An 18,780-nucleotide genomic window follows, 5' to 3' on the forward strand; every position below is an offset into this window, starting at 1 on the left:
GGGATCAGTGCCGCTCGCTCTCGGGGGTGAGCAGCGCGGCGAGCTGGCGTTTCCAGGTGTGCAGCAGGGCGGCGCGGCGGGGCGAGTCGTCGCTGAGCAGGTTGGCCACGCCGAGGCCGCGGAGCAGGTCGAGCGTGGCCTGCACCGACTCGCGTACGCCCGGCTTGCGCTCGTCCACGCCGAGCAGCTCGACGGTGAGCCGGTGCATCTCGCGGCCGATCCGCGCCTCCAGCGGCACCAGCGCGGCGCGCAGCTCGGCGTCGGTACGCGCGGCCACCCACAGCTCCAGCGCGGCCGCGAACAGCGGGCCGGTGAAGGAGGCGGCGAGCAGGTCGACCACGCCGTCGAGCCGCTGCGGGCCGACCGGCAGGGCCGCCGCCTCGGCGCGCAGCTCGGCCGCCCGGCGCTCGGTCAGGTGCGCGACGGCGGCGGTGACCAGCGCGGCCTTGGTGGGGTAGTGGTGCAGCTGGGCGCCCCGGGAGACCCCGGCGCGGGCCGCCACCACTGTCGTGGTGGTGCCGGACCAGCCGTGCTCCACCAGGCAGTCGACTGTCGCCTCCAGCAGCCGGGCCTGGGTGGCGCGGCTGCGCTCCTGCTGCGGAACTCGGCTCGGTGCGGTGGACACGCCATCAGCCTGCCGCCCCCAAAACAAACAGTCAAGCCTGACTTTTTTGAAAGGAGGGGGCCCTTGTTAACGCCTGCGGTAGCGGAGGGGCCCCTTGTTAACGCCTCAGCGACCGTCGCGCGGAGCGAAGACGGTGAGCGCGTCGGCGTCGGAGTGGCGGGAGCGGACGTACTCGTCGGCCCAGGCCGCCGCGTCCGGAAAGGCGGACTCGGTGGCGATCCGGGCGCAGGCGGCGTCCACGTCCAAGCGCGTACGGCGCAGTTGCACGCCCGGACCGAGCAGCGCCCACCAGGCGCCCGCGCCCCCGTACGGCATGCCGACGCTGCCCGGGTTCACCACCAGGCGACGGTCGACCAGCCGGGTGAACGGCATGTGCGTGTGCCCGCAGACCACGGTGCCGACCTCGGGCGGCAGGCCGGCGAAGACCTCGGCCCAGCGGTCCAGCCGCGAGTCGACGAGCACGACCTCCTCGTCGTCGCGCGGGGTGGCGTGGCAGAACAGCACGTCGCCCAGACCGGTGACCGGCAGCGTGACGGACGGCGGCAGCGCGGCCAGCCGGGCCACCTGGTCGTCGCGGAGCTGCCCCGCGGCCCAGTTCGACACCTCGATCGGGGACGCCGCCCCGGCACGCGCCTGCACCAGCTCCCGGTCGGCGTTCCCGCCGACCCAGCAGGCCCGGTCACCGAGCGCGGCCAACCGGTCCAGCACCTCGACCGGCTGCGGACCGGCCGCCAGGTCGCCGGTGAGGACGATCAGGTCGGCGGCGGCCACGTCCGGCTCGGCCAGCACCGCTTCCAGCGCGGGCAGCACACCGTGGATGTCGGACAGGACGGCGACGTGATCGGGCATCGTCCCAGCGTGGCGGCACCGGCCCGGAGGACCAAGCGATTCTGCGACGGGCAGAGACGGCTTGCTCAGAGGCGACCGGCCCGGCCTGCGCAGAACGGCATCGGCCCGGCTCCGCGCGGTGGCGGGCCGGGCCGGGAAGCCGGTACGGAGGTCAGACCCGCGCGCGGCGGGCCAGGCGCTCCGGGTCGAGGATGATGATGCTCTTGCCGTCCAGTCGCAGCCAGCCGCGCGAGGCGAAGTCGGCGAGCGCCTTGTTGACGGTCTCGCGGGAGGCGCCGACGAGCTGGGCGATCTCCTCCTGGGTGAGGTCGTGCGTCACGCGCAGCACGCCGCCGTCGCGGGTGCCGAAGCGGCCGGCCATCTGGAGCAGGTTCTTGGCGACCCGGCCCGGCACGTCCGTGAAGATCAGGTCGGCGAGCGAGTCGTTGGTCCGGCGCAGCCGGCGGGCCAGCACCCGCAGCAACTGCTCGGCGATCTCGGGCCGGTTGTTCAGCCACGGCCGCAGGGCCTGCTTGCGCAGGCGTACGAGCCGGGTGTCGGTGACCGCGGTGGCGGTCGCCGTACGCGGACCGGGGTCGAAGAGCGACAGCTCACCGACCATGTCCGACGGGCCCATCACGGCGATCAGGTTCTGCCGGCCGTCCGCCGCGCGGCGACCCACCTTGATCTTGCCGGACAGGAGGATGTAGAGACTGTCGCCGGGTTCGCCCTCGTTGAAGACGATTTCGCCCTTGCGGACCTCGATCGTCTCCATCTCCTTGGCGAGCGCCTCGGCAGCCTCCGGGTCGACACCCTGGAAGATCCCGCTGCGGGCCAGTACCTCGTCCATCGCGCACCTCCGCCTGCGCGTGCCGTCCGTCGGCCGGGTCCGCCGTCCGCTGATCCCTCGCGCGCCGCCAGTCTAGGCGCACATGAGTAGGAATCAGAGGTGCACCCCTGGAATCTTGATCGTTGGGCGTAACCCGCCCGACCCGGTGAGCAGCTAAGATCCCGCTTCCGGTCCGGGCCGGCGCCACCCGTTCCCTCCTGTGATCGTAGGGTGACCGGCGTGCTGTGTGAGCCGTTCCTGACCACCCGGTCCGAAGCCGGGTGGGACATCCCCCTGCTGGTCTGGCGGGCCGAGACGCCGCTGCTGGCGGTCGGCTCCGCTCCGCTGGGCGGCGGGATCGGCGTCCGCGGGTGGGTGCTGAACGCGACGGTGCCGATGTCGTACGACCGGGACGACCCCGCCGCGCACCTGGCCGAACTGGCGCACGGCCTCGGCCTGGGCGGACCCGGCGTCGGGCTGCTGACCGGCGTGGACGTGACCGAGGTGGTCAGCCACGCCGACGGCGGCGTCCGGGTCTGGGCGACCGTCGGCCTGGGCACGCCGGTCTGGGCCGCCGCGCCCGAGCCGGCGCGGCCCGCCGTGCCCGAGCCCGCGCAGCGCGTCGGCACGGTCAACATCGTCGCGTACGTGCCGCAGCGGCTCGGCGACGCGGCACTCGTCAACGCGGTGGCCACCGCCACCGAGGCGAAGGCGCAGGCGATCTGGGAACTCGGACTGCCCGCCACCGGCACCCCCACCGACGCGGTGACTGTGCTCTGCCCGGCCGACGGCGATCCGGCCCCGTACGGCGGGCCCCGGTCGGCCTGGGGCGCGCCACTGGCCCGGGCCGTGCACGCCGCCGTCCGCTCGGGCGGCGCCGGGACCGTGGTGCCCTGGTCCGACCGGCGGGCGGGCTGACGTGCGCCCCTCACATGCGACACGCCGGGTTTTCCGACCGATCGGCCCTCGTCGCGGCGTTCCGGGGACGGTAGCGTCGCCGACGATGTACGCTCCCGCCCGTTCTGTGCCCCGTGCCCGCCGCGCCGCCGTCGCCGCGCCGCGCCCAGCCCTCCCCGGACCTCGTCGAGGAGCGGTCCGGACCCGTCTGGCCGCGCTCGCCGCGCTCGCCGCCGTCCTGTTCGCCGCCGGCTGCGCCGGTGACGCCGGCGGATCGGGCGGCGACGCGAGGTGGCAGGCCGGTCAGGGCGGCGGGTCGACCGGCGCGGCCGGACCCGCCACCGGTGACCAGCCCGCGGCGCCGAACGCCCCCGACGAGCCGTCGATCTCGCTCACCGCGACCGGCGACGTGATCATGGGCAACGCCCCGGACCGGCTGCCGCCCAACGGTGGCAAGGGCTTCTTCGACGACGTGAAGTCGGCGCTCAAGGGTGACCTGGTGATGGGCAACCTGGAGGAGCCGCTCACCGACGACACCGGCGCCGGCAAGTGCGGCCCGCAGCCGAAGAACTGCTACCAGTTCCGGGCGCCGCCCGGCTACGCCGCGCACCTGCGCTCGGCCGGGTTCCAGCTGCTCAACCAGGCCAACAACCACGGCTACGACTACGGCCGGCAGGGCTACGAGAACACCCAGTCGGCGCTGGAGGCGCACGGGCTCAAGCACACCGGCGCGCCCGGTGAGATCACCGTGGTGGACGTCAAGGGCGTCAAGGTCGCCGTGGTGGGCTTCTCGTCGTACCCCTGGTCCAACAGCCTGGTCGACCTGAACGCCGCCAAGCAGGTGATCGAGATGGCCAAGGAGGCGGCCCAGATCGTCGTGGTGCAGGTGCACATGGGCGCCGAGGGGTCGGACAAGACCCGGGTGAAGCCGGGCACCGAGATGTTCTTCGGCGAGAACCGTGGCGACCCGATCCGCTTCTCCCGCACCGTCATCGACGCCGGGGCCGACCTGGTCATCGGCCACGGTCCGCACGTGCTGCGCGGGATGGAGTTCTACAAGGGGCGGCTGATCGCGTACAGCCTGGGCAACTTCGCCGGTGGCGGGAAGTCGCTGAACAGCTCCGGGCGGCTCGGCTGGGGCGGCGTGCTCAAGGTGTCGCTCACCGCCGAGGGGAAGTTCGTCGGCGGCACGTTCACCTCCACCGTGATGAACGGAGTGGGACGCCCGTCGGTCGACCGGCAGAACCGTGGCCTCGGGCTGGTCCGCGAGCTGAACGGGGCCGACTTCCCGGACACCGGCGCGAAGCTCGACGCGACCGGGAGGATCACCGCGCCCGCGGGTGGCTGAGCGCACGACCACCGCGCCGAGCCGCCGGAGCGTCGGCCCCGCGACGTAGGCTGGCCGACGTGACCACGCGCTCCCCCGAGACCGACCTCGGCCGTACGCGCCGCGCCCGGCGCATCGGCCGCGTGCTGACCGAGACGCACCCCGACGCGCACTGTGAACTCGACCACTCCAACGCGCTGGAGCTGGCAGTCGCGACGATCCTGTCCGCCCAGTGCACCGACAAGAAGGTCAACGAGGTCACGCCGAAGCTGTTCGCCCGCTACCGCACCGCGGCCGACTACGCCGGGGCGGACCGCGCGGAGCTGGAGGAGCTGATCCGGCCCACCGGGTTCTACCGCAACAAGACCAGCTCCCTGATCAACCTCGGGCGCGCGCTCTGCGAGCGGTACGACGGCGAGGTGCCCGGCCGGCTGGACGACCTGGTGACCCTGCCCGGGATCGGCCGCAAGACCGCCAACGTCATCCTCGGCAACGCCTTCGGTGTCCCCGGCATCACCGTCGACACCCACTTCCAGCGGCTCGTGCAGCGGTGGGCGCTCACCACCGAGACCGACCCGGTGAAGATCGAGCACGCGATCGGCGCGCTCTACCCGAAGCGCGACTGGACGATGCTGTCGCACCGGGTGATCTTCCACGGCCGCCGGGTCTGCCACGCCCGCAAGCCCGCCTGCGGCGCGTGCACGCTGGCGAAGCTGTGTCCCGCGTACGGCACCGGGCCGACCGAGCCGGCCGCCGCGGCCAAGCTGCTCAAGGGCCCCCGGGCCCGTGACCTGGCGGTGGCCGTCGGCCTCGACCCCGACCTGGTGCCGCAGCAGGCCGCCGCGGCGGACGTGCCGTGATGCGCCGTCTCGCGTACCTTCTCGTCCCGCTGCTGCTCGCGGTGGCGGGCTGCACCGCCACGGCCGACGAGCCGGAACGTCCGGCGCCGGCGACCCGGGCCGAGCGCCCCTCGCCGTTCGCCGACTGTGCTCCGCTGACCGTCGTGCCCGCCGCTGCGGCTCCGACGCCCGCCGGTAAGGCCGGGGACCAGCTCCCCGACCTGACGCTCAACTGCTTCACCGGCGGCGCGCCGGTGAACCTGCGCGACGTCAAGGGCCCGGCGGTGATCAACGTGTGGGCGTCCTGGTGCCCGCCGTGCCGCAAGGAGCTGCCCGCGTTCCAGCGGCTCAGCGAGCGGGCCGACGGCCGGTTCCAGGTCATCGGCGTGAACAGCCGGGACAGCCGCGGCGGCGCGCAGTCCATCGGCGAGGACTACGGCGTCGGCTTCCCGATGCTGCTCGACCAGGGCGACGCGTTCCAGCGCGCGCTGGAACGCAACGCGTTCCCGCTCACGGTGCTCGTCGACGCCGACGGGCGGATCCGGCACACCGACGCCACCGGCGCGCTCGACGACGCCCGCCTCGCCGCGCTGCTCCAGCGCCACCTCGGGGTGAAGGTATGACCCGACGGCCGCCGGGGTGGTTCGACCCGCTGCTGGGCCGGCTCGGCACCGCGCGCGCGGAAGACTTCACCCGCATCGTCACGCCGGAGCGCGGCGGCCGGGAGAGCGCCGTGCTGGTGCTGCTCGGTGAGGAGCCCGGCGCCGGGCCGGACGTGCTGGTCCTCCAGCGCGCCGCGACGCTGCGCAACCACGCCGGTCAGCCGGCGTTTCCCGGCGGCGCCGCCGACCCGGAGGACGCCGACGCCCGCGCCACCGCGCTGCGCGAGGCGAACGAGGAGGTCGGGCTCGACCCCGGCAGCGTCACCGTGCTGGCCGAGCTTCCCCGGCTCTGGATCCCGGTCAGCGACTTCGTGGTCACGCCGGTGCTCGCCTGGTGGCACGACCCGCACCCGGTGCACCCGCGCGAGCCGGCCGAGGTCGCGCACGTGGCCCGGCTGCCGGTCACCGAGCTGGTCGACCCGGAGAACCGGATGCGGGTCCGTCATCCGAGCGGCTGGACCGGCCCGGCGTTCTCGGTGCGCGGCATGCTGGTCTGGGGCTTCACCGCCGGCGTGATCGACCGGTTGCTGGAGATGGGCGGCTGGTCCCGGCCCTGGCCGCGCTCACGGATGGTGGAGCTGCCGCCGGTCGACGCCACACCCGCGCCGTCGGCGGGCACCGAACCGGCCGACGAGACACCCGTGCGTTGATCACCGGTACGCATCCTCGGGTCACGTTCCGCGAGCGCTGAGCCGAGCACGGGCCCGGTGCCCGTACCCTTGGGGCGTGTCCGCCGTGGATCTCGTCCTTCTCCTGCTCATGCTCGTGTTCGCGATCAGCGGATACCGTCAGGGTTTCGTCATCGGGGCCCTGTCGTTCTCCGGCTTCTTCCTGGGCGCGCTGCTCGGCCTCCAGGTCGGGCCGCTGATCGCCCAGCAGTTCACGGCGAGCGGCACCCGCGTGCTGGTCTCCCTGGTGGCGATCTTCGGGCTCGCGGTGCTCGGGCAGGCGCTGGCCGGCTGGCTCGGCTCCAACCTGCGGGCGGCCATCACCGGGCCGGCCGGGCGGAAGGTCGACGACGTCGGTGGCGCGTTCATCTCGGTCATCGCGGTCATGCTGGTGGCCTGGCTGGTCGCCGTGCCGCTCGGCTCCTCCTCGGTGCCGTGGCTGGCCTCCTCGGTCCGTAACAGCGCGCTGCTCACAGTCGTCGACCAGGTGCTGCCGGACAAGGCGCAGGACCTGTCCACCGCGCTGCGTGACACCGTCGACACCAACGGCTTCCCGGACGTGTTCGGCGATCTCGCGCCGACCCGGGCCCGGCAGGTCGCCCCGCCCGACCCGGCGCTGGCCAACTCGCAGGTGGTGCAGAACAGCAGGCGGTCGGTGGTGAAGGTGCTGGGCTCCGCGCCGAGCTGCTCGCGCCGCATCGAGGGCTCCGGCTTCGTGTACGCCGACGACCGGGTGATGACGAACGCGCACGTGGTCGCCGGCACCCGCTCGGTTGCGGTGGAGCTGCGCGGCGAGCGGTACGACGGCGAGGTCGTCGTCTACGACCCGGACCGGGACCTCGCCGTGCTCTACGTTCCCGGGCTGCCCGGCCCGTCGCTGCGCTTCGCCGCCGGTCAGGCCGCCACCGGCGCGGACGCGATCGTGCTCGGCTTCCCGCTCGACGGCCCGTACGACGCCCGCCCGGCCCGGATCCGGGACGTCGACCGGATCACCGGTCCGGACATCTACTCGGCCGGGGACGTCACCCGGGAGATCTACACGATCCGGGCGCTGGTCCGCAGCGGCAACTCCGGTGGCCCGCTGGTCTCCTCGAACGGGCTGGTGCTCGGCGTGATCTTCGCAGCGGCGGCGGACGACCCGAACACCGGTTTCGCGGTGACAGCGGCCGAGGCGCGGCCGGTGGCGCTGGCGGGCGCGGAGCGTACCCGGGGAGTGGCCACCGGCGAGTGCACCTGAGCCGGCCGGCGGCGCTCAGCCGCCCGCCGGCGCTCCCGCCGGTGTCGCCTCGTCGCCGGAGCGGGACAGCGGCAGCCGGGCGCGACCCCAGGTGAGCGTGCGGTCGAGCACCGCCCGCGCCATGATTGCCACGCAGGCGCCGCCGTTGAGGAACGAGGCGACCACGTCGCTGGGGTGGTGCATGCCCCGGTACATCCGGGTGAGCGCCACGCCGACCGGCACCAGCACCAGCAGCGTCCACCAGCCGATCTTGGCCGGGGTGCTGCGTGCCCGCAGCGCCAGCAGCACCGCGAGACCCACGTAGAGCGCGGTGGCCGCCGACGTGTGCCCGGACGGGAAGCTCGAAGTCGGCGGGGAGGCGTCCATGTGCTCGACGGCCGGACGGTTCCGGTCGATCACCATCGTGGTGAACAGGAAGATCAGTGCCTGCGCGGTCACCGCCGCGCAGAGGAACAGCGGCTCCCGCCAGCGGTGCAGCACCAGCCGCAGCACCAGCGCCGCCAGCACCGTGACCACGACGATCATCTGGGTGCTGGCGAGCGTGCTGAACACCAGCGAGACGTCGTTCCAGCCCGGCGTGCGATCGCCGGCCAGCTCCCGGTTGACCGTGTCCTCCACGGTGAACGGCCAGGTACGCGCCAGCACCCGGGTCACCAGCAGGCCCAGACCCACCATCAGCGCGAAGAGCAGGGCCAGCGGCAGCAGGACACGCCGGGTGACTCGGATCACGACATCGGACATGGGCTCGCCTGTACCCCGTGGCGGCTCCGGCTACGCCCGGCCGCCCTCCGGCCGCTGATCGGCCAGCTCCGGCTCGACGCCCTCGCGGAGCGGACGGGCGGACGGTCGCCCGGATCCGCTGCGCCAGGTGGCGAACGCGGCCGAGGTCGCGGCCACCACCGCCGCCCCGAGCACCCAGCCACCCACCACGTCGCTGGTCCAGTGCACGCCCAGCGCGATCCGGCTGAGCCCGGTCACCACAGTCACCAGCAGCGCGGCGGCCCACAGCATGATCCGGCCGGCGCGGCTGTCCCGGGCGAACGGCAGGAACACCAGCAACAGCACCCCGGCCGCCAGCGCCGCGTTGAGCGCGTGACCGGACGGGAACGAGTAACCGGCCGCCCGGGCCACCGGTTCGAGCAGGTCCGGCCGGTCCCGCCCGACCAGGAGCTTGAGCAGCGCGCCGAGCAGCCCACCGGCGATCATGGTGACGACCACCCAGGCCGCGAGTCGGGACGCGCCGCGCCGGAACAGCCACACCGCCACCGCTGCCGCGGCCACCCGCAGCGGGCCGGGCCCGAAGACATGCGTCCAGACCGTCATCACCGCGACCCAGGCGGGATGGTCCTGCGCGTACCCGTGGAACGCGTCGGTGATCGAAGCGTCCAGCCGGAGCAGCGGCGACCAGGCGCCGAGCACCAGCAGCGCGAGCAGGGCGAACGGGATCAGCACCAGGAACGCGGCGGCGGTGGCCAGGGAGAGCCGCAGACCCAGTGAGTGGTCCCGGTCGAGGCGGCGGCTCCGCCACGACCGGCGGCGCGTGACAGTCGCCCCGGTGGTGTCCATGGGGGCTTCCCTACCCAGGAACGGGCGCGGTCAGACCACCGCGTCGGTCAGCGGCGGATCTGCCGGAACCGGCGCACCATCAGCGCGCTGCCGGTGATCAACGCCACGAACAGCGCCAGGCCGCTCCAGAGCCGCTCCGGGGCGCCCACGACGGTCTGCCCCGCCGGCAGCGCCGACCAGCCCTCCGGCCTGCGCCCCAGCGGGTCGCCACCGCGGCCCGCCGCCGCGGCCCGGGTGTCGCGCCCGTCCTCCGGGGCCGGCCCGAAGCCCACCACGCCGGGAGAGTCGTTGTCGTCCAGCGGGTTGTGACCCACCGACGGCACGTCGGCGGTCAGCGCCGCCACCGGGTCCACCAGGCCGTAGCCGAACCGGTCGTCGCGTCCGGTCGGGCCGAGGTCCCGGGCCGTGCTGATCAGCCGGTTGACCACGTCCCCGGCGGACATCTTCGGATACCGCGAGCGGACCAGCGCGGCGGTCGCGGCCACCAGCGGCGCGGCGAAGCTCGTCCCCTGCACCCGCCAGTAGCCCCCCTCCGGCCGCGCGCCGTAGAGCGCGGTGGCGGGTGCGCTGAGGACCGTCTCGTGGCCGGTGATCGAGCCGGACCAGAGGTTCTCGCCGGAGCGTTCCAGCCCGGCGACGGCCAGCACGCCGGGCTCCCGGGCCGGATACCAGACCTTGGTGGTCGTCGAGGTGGCCAGGTTGCCGGTGCAGGCGACCACCACCACGTCCCGGGCGAAGGCGTAGTCGAGCGCTGCGGCCAGGGCCGCGCTGTCGCTGCTGCCGCCCAGCGACAGGTTGACCACTCCGGCGCCGTTGTCCACGGCCCAGCGCACCGCCTTGGCGATGATGAGCGCGTCGTCGTAGCGGTTATCGGCGTCGAGCACCCGGACCGGGAGGATCTTGGCGTCCGGCGCCAGCCCCACCACGCCCCGGTCGTCGTCGGCCCGCCCGGCGATCAGCCCGGCCACGGTGGTGCCGTGCCCCACCGGATCAGGCCCGTCCGAGCCGTCCGGAGTCACCAGGTCGAGGCCGGGCAGGACCTGGCCGGCCAGGTCGGGATGCGATCCGTCCACACCGGAATCGATCACCGCGACCACCACGCCGCGCCCGGTCGAGGTGCGCCAGGCGGTCTTCGCCCGCAGCTTCTCCAACTGCCACTGCTCGTCGCGGACGTGGTCGCCGCGGAGCACCCGGTCGGGAGCCGCCAACTGCCGCTGAGAGGCGGCGACCGGGACGGACGGCGCGGCCTGTGCCGGCGGCGTCAGCGGACCGGCGACGACGACCAGCGCCGACGCGACGGCCAGCAACGCGCGCCGGGCGACGCGCTGGGGCGGCCCACCGGGCAGGCCCTGCCGATCCCTGGTCACATTCCCCAGCCGTTCCGTCGCGTCAGACACATGCCGCTCGGAGATTACCGGTTGTCCCGGCCGTCACGGGCCAACTCGGCACTTCGGATCACCCGGGCGGAAGATGCGCCAACTGCACCAGGCGCACCCCCTCACGACGGGTGACCAGACGGGCCCGGCCCGGCGGCAGCGGCCCGGCCTTCACCTGACCGACGAGCGCGCCCTCCTCCGGGCCGCCCGACATCACCAGCCCGGCCGTGGACAACTCCCGCAGTCGCTGCACGATCGGCTCGTACGCGGTCCGTCCCGCCCCGCCGGTCCGCCGCGCCAGCACCAGATGCAGCCCGACGTCCCGGGCGTGCGGCAGGTGCTCCTCCAGCGCGCGCAGCGGGTTCGTCGGGCCGCCGGCCACCAGGTCGTAGTCGTCCACCAGCACGAACAGCTCCGGCCCCTGCCACCAGGACCGGCTGCGCAGTTGAGCCGGGGTCACCTCCGGTCCGGGCTGCCGCCCCGCGAGGTAGCCGGCGGCCGACTCGATCAGCTCGGCGGTGTGCGGCGCCGCCGTGCCGTACCCGATCAGGTGTGGAGTGTCGATCACGCCCATCAGGCTGCGCCGGTAGTCCACGAGCATCACCCGGGCCTGCTCCGGAGTGAACCGGTTGACGATCGACGTGGCGAGCGCGCGCAGGAACGACGACTTGCCGCACTCGGCGTCGCCGAAGACCATGAAGTTCGGCTCGGTGGCGAAGTCCAGCACCACCGGGGCGAGGTCCGCCTCCGCCACGCCGATCGGGAACGCCAGCCCGGTTGTCGCGCTCTGGTCCAGCTCGGCGTAGGGCAGCACCGGCGGCAGCAGGCGCACGCGGGGCGCGGGCGGACCGGTCCACGCCCCGGCGACCGCCTTCACCAGGTCGGCGGTCTCGCCGCCGAGCGCGTCGACCCGGGGCACGGCGGTGAGGAAGTGCAACCCGCCGGCGGTGATGCCCCGCCCCGGCCGCTCCTCCGGCACCGTCGCCGCCAGCGCCCGCTTGACCACCACCGAGTCGGCCGGGTCGCCCAGGCGCAGCTCCAGCCGGGAGCCGAACAGGTCGCGGATCGCCGGGCGGAAGTCCGACCAGCGCAGCGCGGTCGCCACCACGTGCACCCCGTACGCCAGGCCGCGGGTGGCCAGTTCGGTGACCAGCGGTTCCAGGTCCTCGTACTCGCCGCGCAGGGTGTTCCAGCCGTCCACCACCAGGAACACGTCGCCGAAGGCGTCGGTCGCGCCCGCCGCCCGGCGCTGTCGCCACGCGGCCATCGACTCCACGCCCGCCTCGGCGAAGCGCCGCTCCCGCTCCGCGAGCAGGCCGGCGACCTCGCCGACGGTACGGCGCACCGCGGTGCCGTCGGAGCGCCCGGTGACACCGCCCACGTGTGGCAGGTCGCGCAACGTGCCCAGCGTGCCGCTGCCGAAGTCGAGGCAGTAGACCTGCACCTCGGCCGGGGTGTGGGTGAGCGCCAGCGCGCAGACCAGGGTGCGCAGCAGGCTGGACCGGCCGCTGCGGGTGGTGCCGACCACCGCGACGTGCCCGGCCGCGCCGTCCAGCGCCAGCCAGAGCAGGTCACGCCGCTGCTCGAACGGCTTGTCCACCACCGCCACCGGCACCTGCAGCGCCCCGTGCAGCTCCGGGTTGGCGACGGTGAGCCCGCGTACCGGGTCGGCGCCGACCGGGCCGAGCAGCTCGTCCAGGGCGGGCGAGGCGTCCAGCGGCGGCAGCCACACCTGGTGCGCCGGCGGGCCCTGCCCGGACAGCCGGTCCACCAGCAGGTCCAGCAGCGTCTCGCCGCTGTCGTCCTCGGCGGGGAGGGCGGCGGGCGTGGCCGGCTCGGGCACCGGCACCAGATGGGTGGAGAAGGCGAGCACCCGCGACTCACCAGCGTCGGGCGCGCCCGCCGGCCCGCCGCGCCGGTGGACCGCGCCGGAGACGTACGCGGCCTTGAACCGCACCAGCGGGTCGGTGCCGGAACGCAGGTAGCCGTGCCCCGGGCTGCGCGGCAGTTCGTGCGCGTCCGGCACGCCCAGCACCGTCCGCGACTCCAGCGCCGAGAACGTCCGCAACCCGATCCGGTACGACAGGTGCGTGTCCAGCCCGCGCAACCGCCCCTCCTCCAGCCGCTGGCTGGCCAGCAGCAGGTGCACCCCGAGCGACCGGCCCAGGCGGCCGATCTGCACGAACAGGTCGATGAAGTCGGGCTTGGCGGACAGCAGCTCGGAGAACTCGTCGCAGATCAGCAGCAGTGACGGCAGCGGCGCCAGCGGCGAGCCGGCCGCCCGGGCGCGCTCGTAGTCGCGCACGCTCGCGAAGTTGCCCGCCCGGCGCAGCAGTTCCTGCCGGCGCATCAGCTCACCGTTTATCGCGTCCACCATCCGGTCCACCAGTGGCAGCGCGTCAGCCAGGTTGGTGATCACGGCGGCGGTGTGCGGCAGCCGCTCGAACGGCGCGAACGTGGCGCCGCCCTTGAAGTCGACGAGGACGAAGTTGAGCTGCTCCGAGCTGTGCGTGGCGGCCAGCCCGAGCACGAGCGTGCGCAGCAGCTCCGACTTGCCGGAGCCGGTCGCGCCGATCAGCAGGCCGTGCGGGCCCATGCCGTCCTGCGCCGACTCCTTCAGGTCGAGGTCGATCGCGCCGCCGTCCGCGCCAACCCCGATCGGCACCCGCAGCCGGTCCCGCGCGGCCCGGGGCGCCCAGCCCTGCTCTGCGGTGAAGCCGTCCGGGTCACCGAGCCCGAGCAGCTCGGGCAGGCCGGGTTCGGCGCCGGGCGGCGCGTCCGGCCCGCGTACCGTGCCGGCGAGCCGCAGCGGCGCGAGCCGCCGGGCCACCGCCTCGGCGTCGGCGGTCGCCAGCGCGTCGGCGGCGCCCACCTCGGCGTGCCCCTCGGCGGAGTGCGAGTGCAGCCGGCCGTCGACCAGGTCGAGCAGGAGCGCGTACCGGTCGAGCAGCCGGGGCGGCGGGGTGTCCAGGTCGAGCACGGTGACCGCGTCGATGCCGCCGTCGCCGGCCAGGTCGGTGGCCCCGGTCAGGTCGCCGCCGTCGAGCACCACCACGACGTGCGGCCCGTCCGTGGCCACGCCGTGCGGACTGAACCGCGACCGGGCGCCGAGCACGTCGTGCAGCAGCCGTTCCAGGTCGGCGGCGGAACTGGTGACCAGCCGCACCGGGCCGAGCGCGTCGGTACGGCTCGGGTGGTGGGCGTGCGGCAGCCACTTGACCCACTCCCAGGCGGCCCGGCGTTCCGGCCCGGAGCAGACCGCGATCAGCAGCTCGTCGGGCGCGTGGAAGACGGCGAGCTGGGTGAGCACCGCCCGGGCCAGCGCCTGCGCGGCGGGCGATCCGGCGCCGCGTACCGGGCCGGCCGGCCCGCGCACGAAGACCCGGGCGAAACTGCGCAGCGACAGCGCCACTGGCAGGTCCGGCACCACCGAGTACGCGTCCAGGAAGCGCCGCAGCGCCCCGGCCGTCATCGGCTCCAGCTCCTCCAGCGGGCGGGTGACCGGCGGGACCAGCGGGGTGGCCAGCGTCTGCGGCCCGACACCGACCCGGACCACGGCGAAGTCCCCGTCGCCGGGCCGCCGTTCCCAGACCCGGTGGCTGTCGACGGTGGACCAGAGTCGCCCCGGATCGGGATGGCGGTAGGACAGGCCGGCCCGCTGCGCGCCGGCGGTCTCCCGCACCCGGCGGCGCAGCGTGGCCAGGTGCCGCAGGTACTCCCGGCGGGCGGCCATCAGCTCGGACTTCTTCGGCCCGGCGCTGCCCCAGGTGGTCACGAGCATCGCCAGCGAGGAGAGGCCGAACATGCCGCCCACCACGTACGAGTAGGCACCGCCGCCCCGGCCGAACATCATCGCCATGGCCACCGTCCCGCCGAGCATCGGCAGCACCATCAGCGCCTGCTGCCAGCGCCCGCCGGTCGCCACCGGGATCTCCGGCGGGGCCTCGACCGGCAGCTCGCCGACCGGGATCTCCGGCGCCGGGCGGCGTGGCGGCCGCTTGATGACGACAGTGGACACTCACCCTCCCCGGAAGTGGCTCTGGGTAACCCGAGCCTGGCTCATCGTAGGTAAAGTCCTCTCGTCCGTCAGCCCACTGTTCCCGCTCGATATGGAGGTGCCTCGATGACAAGCGGGCTCGCCCGGGTCACCATCAGCGCGCCCCGGCGGCGGGTCGACGTGGCCCTACCGGAGCAGGTCCCCCTGGCCGAGCTGCTGCCCGAGGTGCTCCGGCACGCAGGTGTCGGGCTGGCCGACGACGGCGAACGGCACGGTGGGTGGGTGCTGCGCCGCACCGACGGCGGGGTGCTCGCCACCGCGCAGGCGCTCCTGCCGCAGGGCGTCCGCGACGGCGAGGTGCTGCACCTGGTGCCGGCCCGTGCCGAGTGGCCCGAGCTGGAGTACGACGACGTGGTCGAGGCGATAGTCGACGGGGCCCGGCGCCGGGGCGCCGCCTGGTCGGTCCGCGCCACAAGGGCCGCCGCGCTCGGCGGCGCCGCCGTACCCCTGGCCGTCGGGCTGGTCGCCGTGGTCGCGGCCGGTCCCGGTGAGCGCGGCTGGCCGGTGGCCGCCGCGATCGCCCTGATCCTGGTGCTCACCGCCACCGCGGCCTCCCGGGCGTACGGCGACGGCGCCGTCGGTGCCACGCTCGGCGGGTACGCGCTGCCCTGGGCGGCGACGGCCGGTGCGCTCGCCGTCGCCTCCGGCGATCCGGTCGGCCCGATTCCCGGCCTGCGCTGGGTGGGCGCTCCGGAACTGCTCGTCGGCTCGGTGGCGCTGCTGCTGGTGGCGGTGCTCGGGCTGCTCGGCGTGGCCAGCCGGTCCCGGGTCTTCGTGGCCGGGGTGACGGCGGGCGTGACCGGCGTGGCGTCCGCGTTCGGCGGGCTGCTGCTCGACCCGGCCGGCGCCGCGGCCGTCCTGCTCGCCGTGCTGGTGTTCGCGCTCGGCGGGCTGCCGTTGCTGGCCATCCGGGTCGGCAAGCTGCCGCTGCCGCCGCTCACCCTGCCCAGCCCGGCCGGCACCCGGGACCTGCCGGACCGGGGCCGGGTGCACGCGGCGGTGGCCCGCGCCGAGGAGGTGCTGACCGGGATGCTGCTCGGCCACGCGCTGCTCGCGGTCGGCGCGGTCGCGGTGCTCGTCGCCACCGGCCGGACCGCCGGGCTGCTGCTCGCCGCCGTCGCCTGCGGGGTGCTGCTGCTGCGCTCCCGGCTGTTCGTGGCGGTCCGCCACCGGGTGCCCGCCGTCGTCGCCGGGCTGGCCGGGTACGCCCTGCTTGGCGCGGTGCTGGCCGAACACGCCGGTCCGGCCGGCCGGTTCGCGCTGGCCGTGGGCGGGCTGGCGCTGGCCCTGGTCGCGGTCACCGCGGGCGCCACGTACGCCCGGCGACCTGTCTCCCCGTACCTCGGCCGGCTGGCCGACCTGACCGACACCGCGCTGGTGGTCGCGGTCGTGCCGGTGGCCTGCGCGGTGCTGGGCCTCTACGACCGGGCCCGCGACCTGCTCGCCTGAACACGCGGAGGCCCGGGTCGCGAAGCGCGACCCGGGCCTCCGGCGAAAGCGTGAGCGTCAGTGCAGCGTCTCGCCGCGCTCCTCGGCCTCCTTGGCCCGCCGGTACGAGGCGGCGATCTCCGCCTCGGCCTCGACCCGGCCGACCCAGGTCGCGCCCTCGACCGACTTGCCCGGCTCCAGGTCCTTGTAGACCTCGAAGAAGTGCTGGATCTCCAGCCGGTCGAACTCGCCCAGGTGGTGGATGTCGCGCAGGTGCTCCTGGCGCGGGTCCTCGTAGGGCACGCAGAGGACCTTGTCGTCGCCGCCCTTCTCGTCCGTCATCCGGAACATGCCGATGGTGCGGCAGCGGATCAGGCAGCCGGGGAAGGTCGGCTCGGGCACCAGCACCAGCGCGTCCAGCGGGTCGCCGTCCTCGCCGAGGGTGCCCTCGATGAAGCCGTAGTCGGCCGGGTACTGCGTGGAGGTGAAGAGGGTACGGTCCAGCCGGATGCGGCCGGTCGCGTGGTCTACCTCGTACTTGTTGCGGTGACCCTTGGGGATCTCAACCGTGACGTCGAAATCCATCTTCCACGCTCCCTCGTTTGCCCACGCTGGCTAACGGAACCAGCGGTTCGCCCCCGGCGCGGGGGAACGCCCCCCGTCGGCCTCGGCCGCCGCATAGTGTTCGGACCGAAGTAGTGTCGCCCAAGGCGATTTCGAGCGGGGAGGAGGGGGCCGTGGGGAGGGAAGATTCACACTACCGCCCCGAGAGGGTTGACGGGTCCGCTTCCGGGGGTTCCGGTTCCGGTGGCGCCACCGGCCGGGTGTCCGTACCGGGTGCGAACGTCCCCCACCGTCCGGCTCCGGGGCCGATCCCGGTGAGCCCGCCGGTCCCGCCGGCCGGCGCCGCGCCGCCCCCGCCCTCCCCGCCTCCGGCCGCGCCGCGTCGCCGCTCCCGGCTGGTCGCGGCGCTCGCGTGCGTACTCGTGCTGGCCCTGGCGGTCGCCGGGCTGGCCGTGTTCCGGCCCGGTCCGGTCGCGGGCTGGCTGGGCGACGACAGTTCTTCGGGTACGGCGGTCGCCGCGCCGCCCGAGCCCACCCCGCCGGCCGTGCTGGCCGGGCCGGACGGCAACGCCCCGCTGCCCACCGAGGCCGGAATCCGCGCCGCCCTGGACCCGCTGGTGCGCGCCGCCGCGCTCGGCGACCGGGTGCACCTGTCGGTGGCCGACGTGAGCACCGGCCAGGCGCTCTACGGCAGCGGCCAGGACACCCCGACGGTGCCCGCCTCGGTGACCAAGCTGGCGACCGGCGTGGCGGTGCTCGCGGCGCGCGGCCCGGCCTACCGGATCCCGACGAGGGCGGTGGCCGGCCCGAACCCGGGCGAGGTGGTCCTGGTCGGCGGCGGTGACCCCACGCTCGCCGTGGACAAGGACGGCTTCTACCCGGGCGCGGCCCGGCTGGACGACCTCGCCGCCCAGGTGCGCAACGCGCTCGGCGGCACCGCGCCGACCAAGGTGATCGTCGACTCGTCGCTGTTCACCGGCCCGGTCTTCGAACCCGGCTGGGACTCCGACATCCCCACCGGCGGGTTCGGCGCGGCGATCACCGCGCTGATGACCGACGGCGCCCGGAAGAACCCGGCGGAGGCGCGCCGCACCGCCGAGCAGACCAACCACGCCGCCGAACGGGTGCCCCAGCCGGACCTGACCGCCGGCCGGCAGTTCGCCAAGCTGCTCGGGCTCACCGGCGGCGCGGCCCAGGTGACCCGGGGCACCGCGCCGACCGCGTCCGGCGCCACCGGTACGGCGCCCGGCGCCGAACTGGGCACCGTCGAGTCCCTGCCGATGATCCGGCTGGTCGACATCATGATCAGCGACAGCGACAACGTGATCGCCGAGGCGATGGCCCGCCAGGTGGCGCTCGCCAAGGGCAAGCCCGGCTCGTTCGCCGGCGGCGCCGCGGCCACCGGCCAGGTGCTCGGCGAACTGGGCCTGCCGGCGGGCGAGATCAGCCTGGCCGACGGCAGCGGGCTGTCCCGCACCAACCGGATCAGCCCCTCGCTGCTCACCGACCTGATCACGCTCGCCGGCAACGGCAGCCACCCCGAACTCGCCGCCATCTTCGGCGGCCTGCCGGTCGGCGGCTGGTCCGGCACGCTCGACGAGCGCTACCGGGCGGCGGCGACGAGCGCCGGCGCGGGCGTGGTGCGTGCCAAGACCGGCACGCTCAGCGGGGTCAACGCCATCGCCGGCACGGTCACCACCGCCGACGGCCGGCTGCTCACGTTCGCCGTGCTCACCGACCGGACGCAGGGCTCGCTGGACGAGACCCGGGCGGCCCTGGACCGGATCACCTCCGCGCTGGCCGGGTGCGGCTGCCGCTGACCGTCGGGCGTCGATCGGCGGGCGCGAGCCCGGGTGGGGGTGTTCCGGCGCGGGTAC

General features: G+C 74.8%; 16 protein-coding genes. 8 read left to right on the plus strand and 8 right to left on the minus strand.

Features of this window, described 5'->3' with window-relative positions; all coding sequences use genetic code 11:
• Positions 1-4: 4 nt before the first annotated feature.
• The 3 genes from HA073_RS25950 to HA073_RS25960 all read right to left on the minus strand — a co-directional run bounded on the left by HA073_RS25950 (position 5) and on the right by HA073_RS25960 (position 2,303).
• Positions 5-625, minus strand: coding sequence for a TetR/AcrR family transcriptional regulator (locus HA073_RS25950; RefSeq protein ID WP_043327870.1), 621 nt, complete (start codon positions 623-625; stop codon positions 5-7).
• Positions 626-730: 105 nt separating this feature from the next.
• Complete coding sequence (locus tag HA073_RS25955) at positions 731-1,474, minus strand: metallophosphoesterase (protein WP_166457504.1); 744 nt, start codon at positions 1,472-1,474, stop codon at positions 731-733.
• A gap of 151 nt (positions 1,475-1,625) precedes the next feature.
• On the minus strand, positions 1,626-2,303 hold the full coding sequence (locus tag HA073_RS25960; protein WP_007466162.1) for a Crp/Fnr family transcriptional regulator: 678 nt from the start codon (positions 2,301-2,303) through the stop codon (positions 1,626-1,628).
• Positions 2,304-2,522: 219 nt separating this feature from the next.
• On the opposite strand from HA073_RS25960, the gene HA073_RS25965 reads away from it, so the two are divergent.
• From HA073_RS25965 to HA073_RS25990, 6 genes are all read left to right on the plus strand, one after another.
• Complete coding sequence (locus HA073_RS25965; RefSeq protein ID WP_113973638.1) at positions 2,523-3,200, plus strand: adenosylcobinamide amidohydrolase; 678 nt, start codon at positions 2,523-2,525, stop codon at positions 3,198-3,200.
• A 106-nt stretch (positions 3,201-3,306) separates the two neighbouring features.
• Complete coding sequence (locus tag HA073_RS25970) at positions 3,307-4,527, plus strand: CapA family protein (RefSeq protein ID WP_233607777.1); 1,221 nt, start codon at positions 3,307-3,309, stop codon at positions 4,525-4,527.
• Positions 4,528-4,586: 59 nt separating this feature from the next.
• A complete protein-coding gene (gene nth, locus HA073_RS25975; RefSeq protein ID WP_064446796.1) occupies positions 4,587-5,366 on the plus strand; it encodes an endonuclease III in 780 nt (259 codons plus the stop codon).
• Entirely contained in the window at positions 5,366-5,968 is a 603-nt protein-coding gene (locus HA073_RS25980; protein ID WP_043327874.1) for a TlpA disulfide reductase family protein, read from the plus strand. The genes nth and HA073_RS25980 overlap by 1 nt, the downstream gene beginning before the upstream one ends.
• Entirely contained in the window at positions 5,965-6,657 is a 693-nt protein-coding gene (locus HA073_RS25985; RefSeq protein WP_166457505.1) for a CoA pyrophosphatase, read from the plus strand. The genes HA073_RS25980 and HA073_RS25985 overlap by 4 nt, the downstream gene beginning before the upstream one ends.
• Positions 6,658-6,733: 76 nt before the next feature.
• A complete protein-coding gene (locus tag HA073_RS25990) occupies positions 6,734-7,912 on the plus strand; it encodes a MarP family serine protease (RefSeq protein WP_043327876.1) in 1,179 nt (392 codons plus the stop codon).
• A 15-nt stretch (positions 7,913-7,927) separates the two neighbouring features.
• On the opposite strand, the gene HA073_RS25995 is transcribed toward HA073_RS25990, so the two are convergent.
• The 4 genes from HA073_RS25995 to eccCa form a co-directional block, all read right to left on the minus strand.
• Complete coding sequence (locus tag HA073_RS25995; RefSeq protein ID WP_166457506.1) at positions 7,928-8,653, minus strand: phosphatase PAP2 family protein; 726 nt, start codon at positions 8,651-8,653, stop codon at positions 7,928-7,930.
• A gap of 30 nt (positions 8,654-8,683) precedes the next feature.
• Positions 8,684-9,478, minus strand: a complete 795-nt coding sequence (locus HA073_RS26000) for a phosphatase PAP2 family protein (protein WP_064446795.1) — start codon at positions 9,476-9,478, stop codon at positions 8,684-8,686.
• Positions 9,479-9,525: 47 nt separating this feature from the next.
• Positions 9,526-10,785 (minus strand): type VII secretion-associated serine protease mycosin, encoded by a 1,260-nt coding sequence (gene mycP, locus HA073_RS26005; RefSeq protein WP_375336244.1) that lies wholly within the window; start codon positions 10,783-10,785, stop codon positions 9,526-9,528.
• Between the two features lie 148 nt (positions 10,786-10,933).
• Positions 10,934-14,872, minus strand: coding sequence for a type VII secretion protein EccCa (gene eccCa, locus HA073_RS26010; RefSeq protein ID WP_113973593.1), 3,939 nt, complete (start codon positions 14,870-14,872; stop codon positions 10,934-10,936).
• Positions 14,873-14,977: 105 nt separating this feature from the next.
• Between eccCa and eccD the strand changes: the two genes are divergently transcribed.
• The gene (gene eccD / locus HA073_RS26015) at positions 14,978-16,360 is read left to right on the plus strand and encodes a type VII secretion integral membrane protein EccD (protein WP_166457508.1); all 1,383 of its coding nucleotides are present in this window, start codon (positions 14,978-14,980) and stop codon (positions 16,358-16,360) included.
• Positions 16,361-16,417: 57 nt separating this feature from the next.
• On the opposite strand, the gene HA073_RS26020 is transcribed toward eccD, so the two are convergent.
• Positions 16,418-16,924, minus strand: a complete 507-nt coding sequence (locus tag HA073_RS26020) for an inorganic diphosphatase (protein WP_013288994.1) — start codon at positions 16,922-16,924, stop codon at positions 16,418-16,420.
• A gap of 293 nt (positions 16,925-17,217) precedes the next feature.
• On the opposite strand from HA073_RS26020, the gene dacB reads away from it, so the two are divergent.
• Positions 17,218-18,723 carry a D-alanyl-D-alanine carboxypeptidase/D-alanyl-D-alanine-endopeptidase gene (gene dacB / locus HA073_RS26025; protein WP_374226006.1) on the plus strand — a complete coding sequence of 502 codons (1,506 nt, stop codon included), beginning with the start codon at positions 17,218-17,220 and terminating at the stop codon, positions 18,721-18,723.
• The last annotated feature ends 57 nt before the right edge of the window (positions 18,724-18,780 follow it).

Source organism: Micromonospora sp. CMU55-4, assembly GCF_011602315.1.
Taxonomy (GTDB): domain Bacteria; phylum Actinomycetota; class Actinomycetes; order Mycobacteriales; family Micromonosporaceae; genus Micromonospora; species Micromonospora chalcea.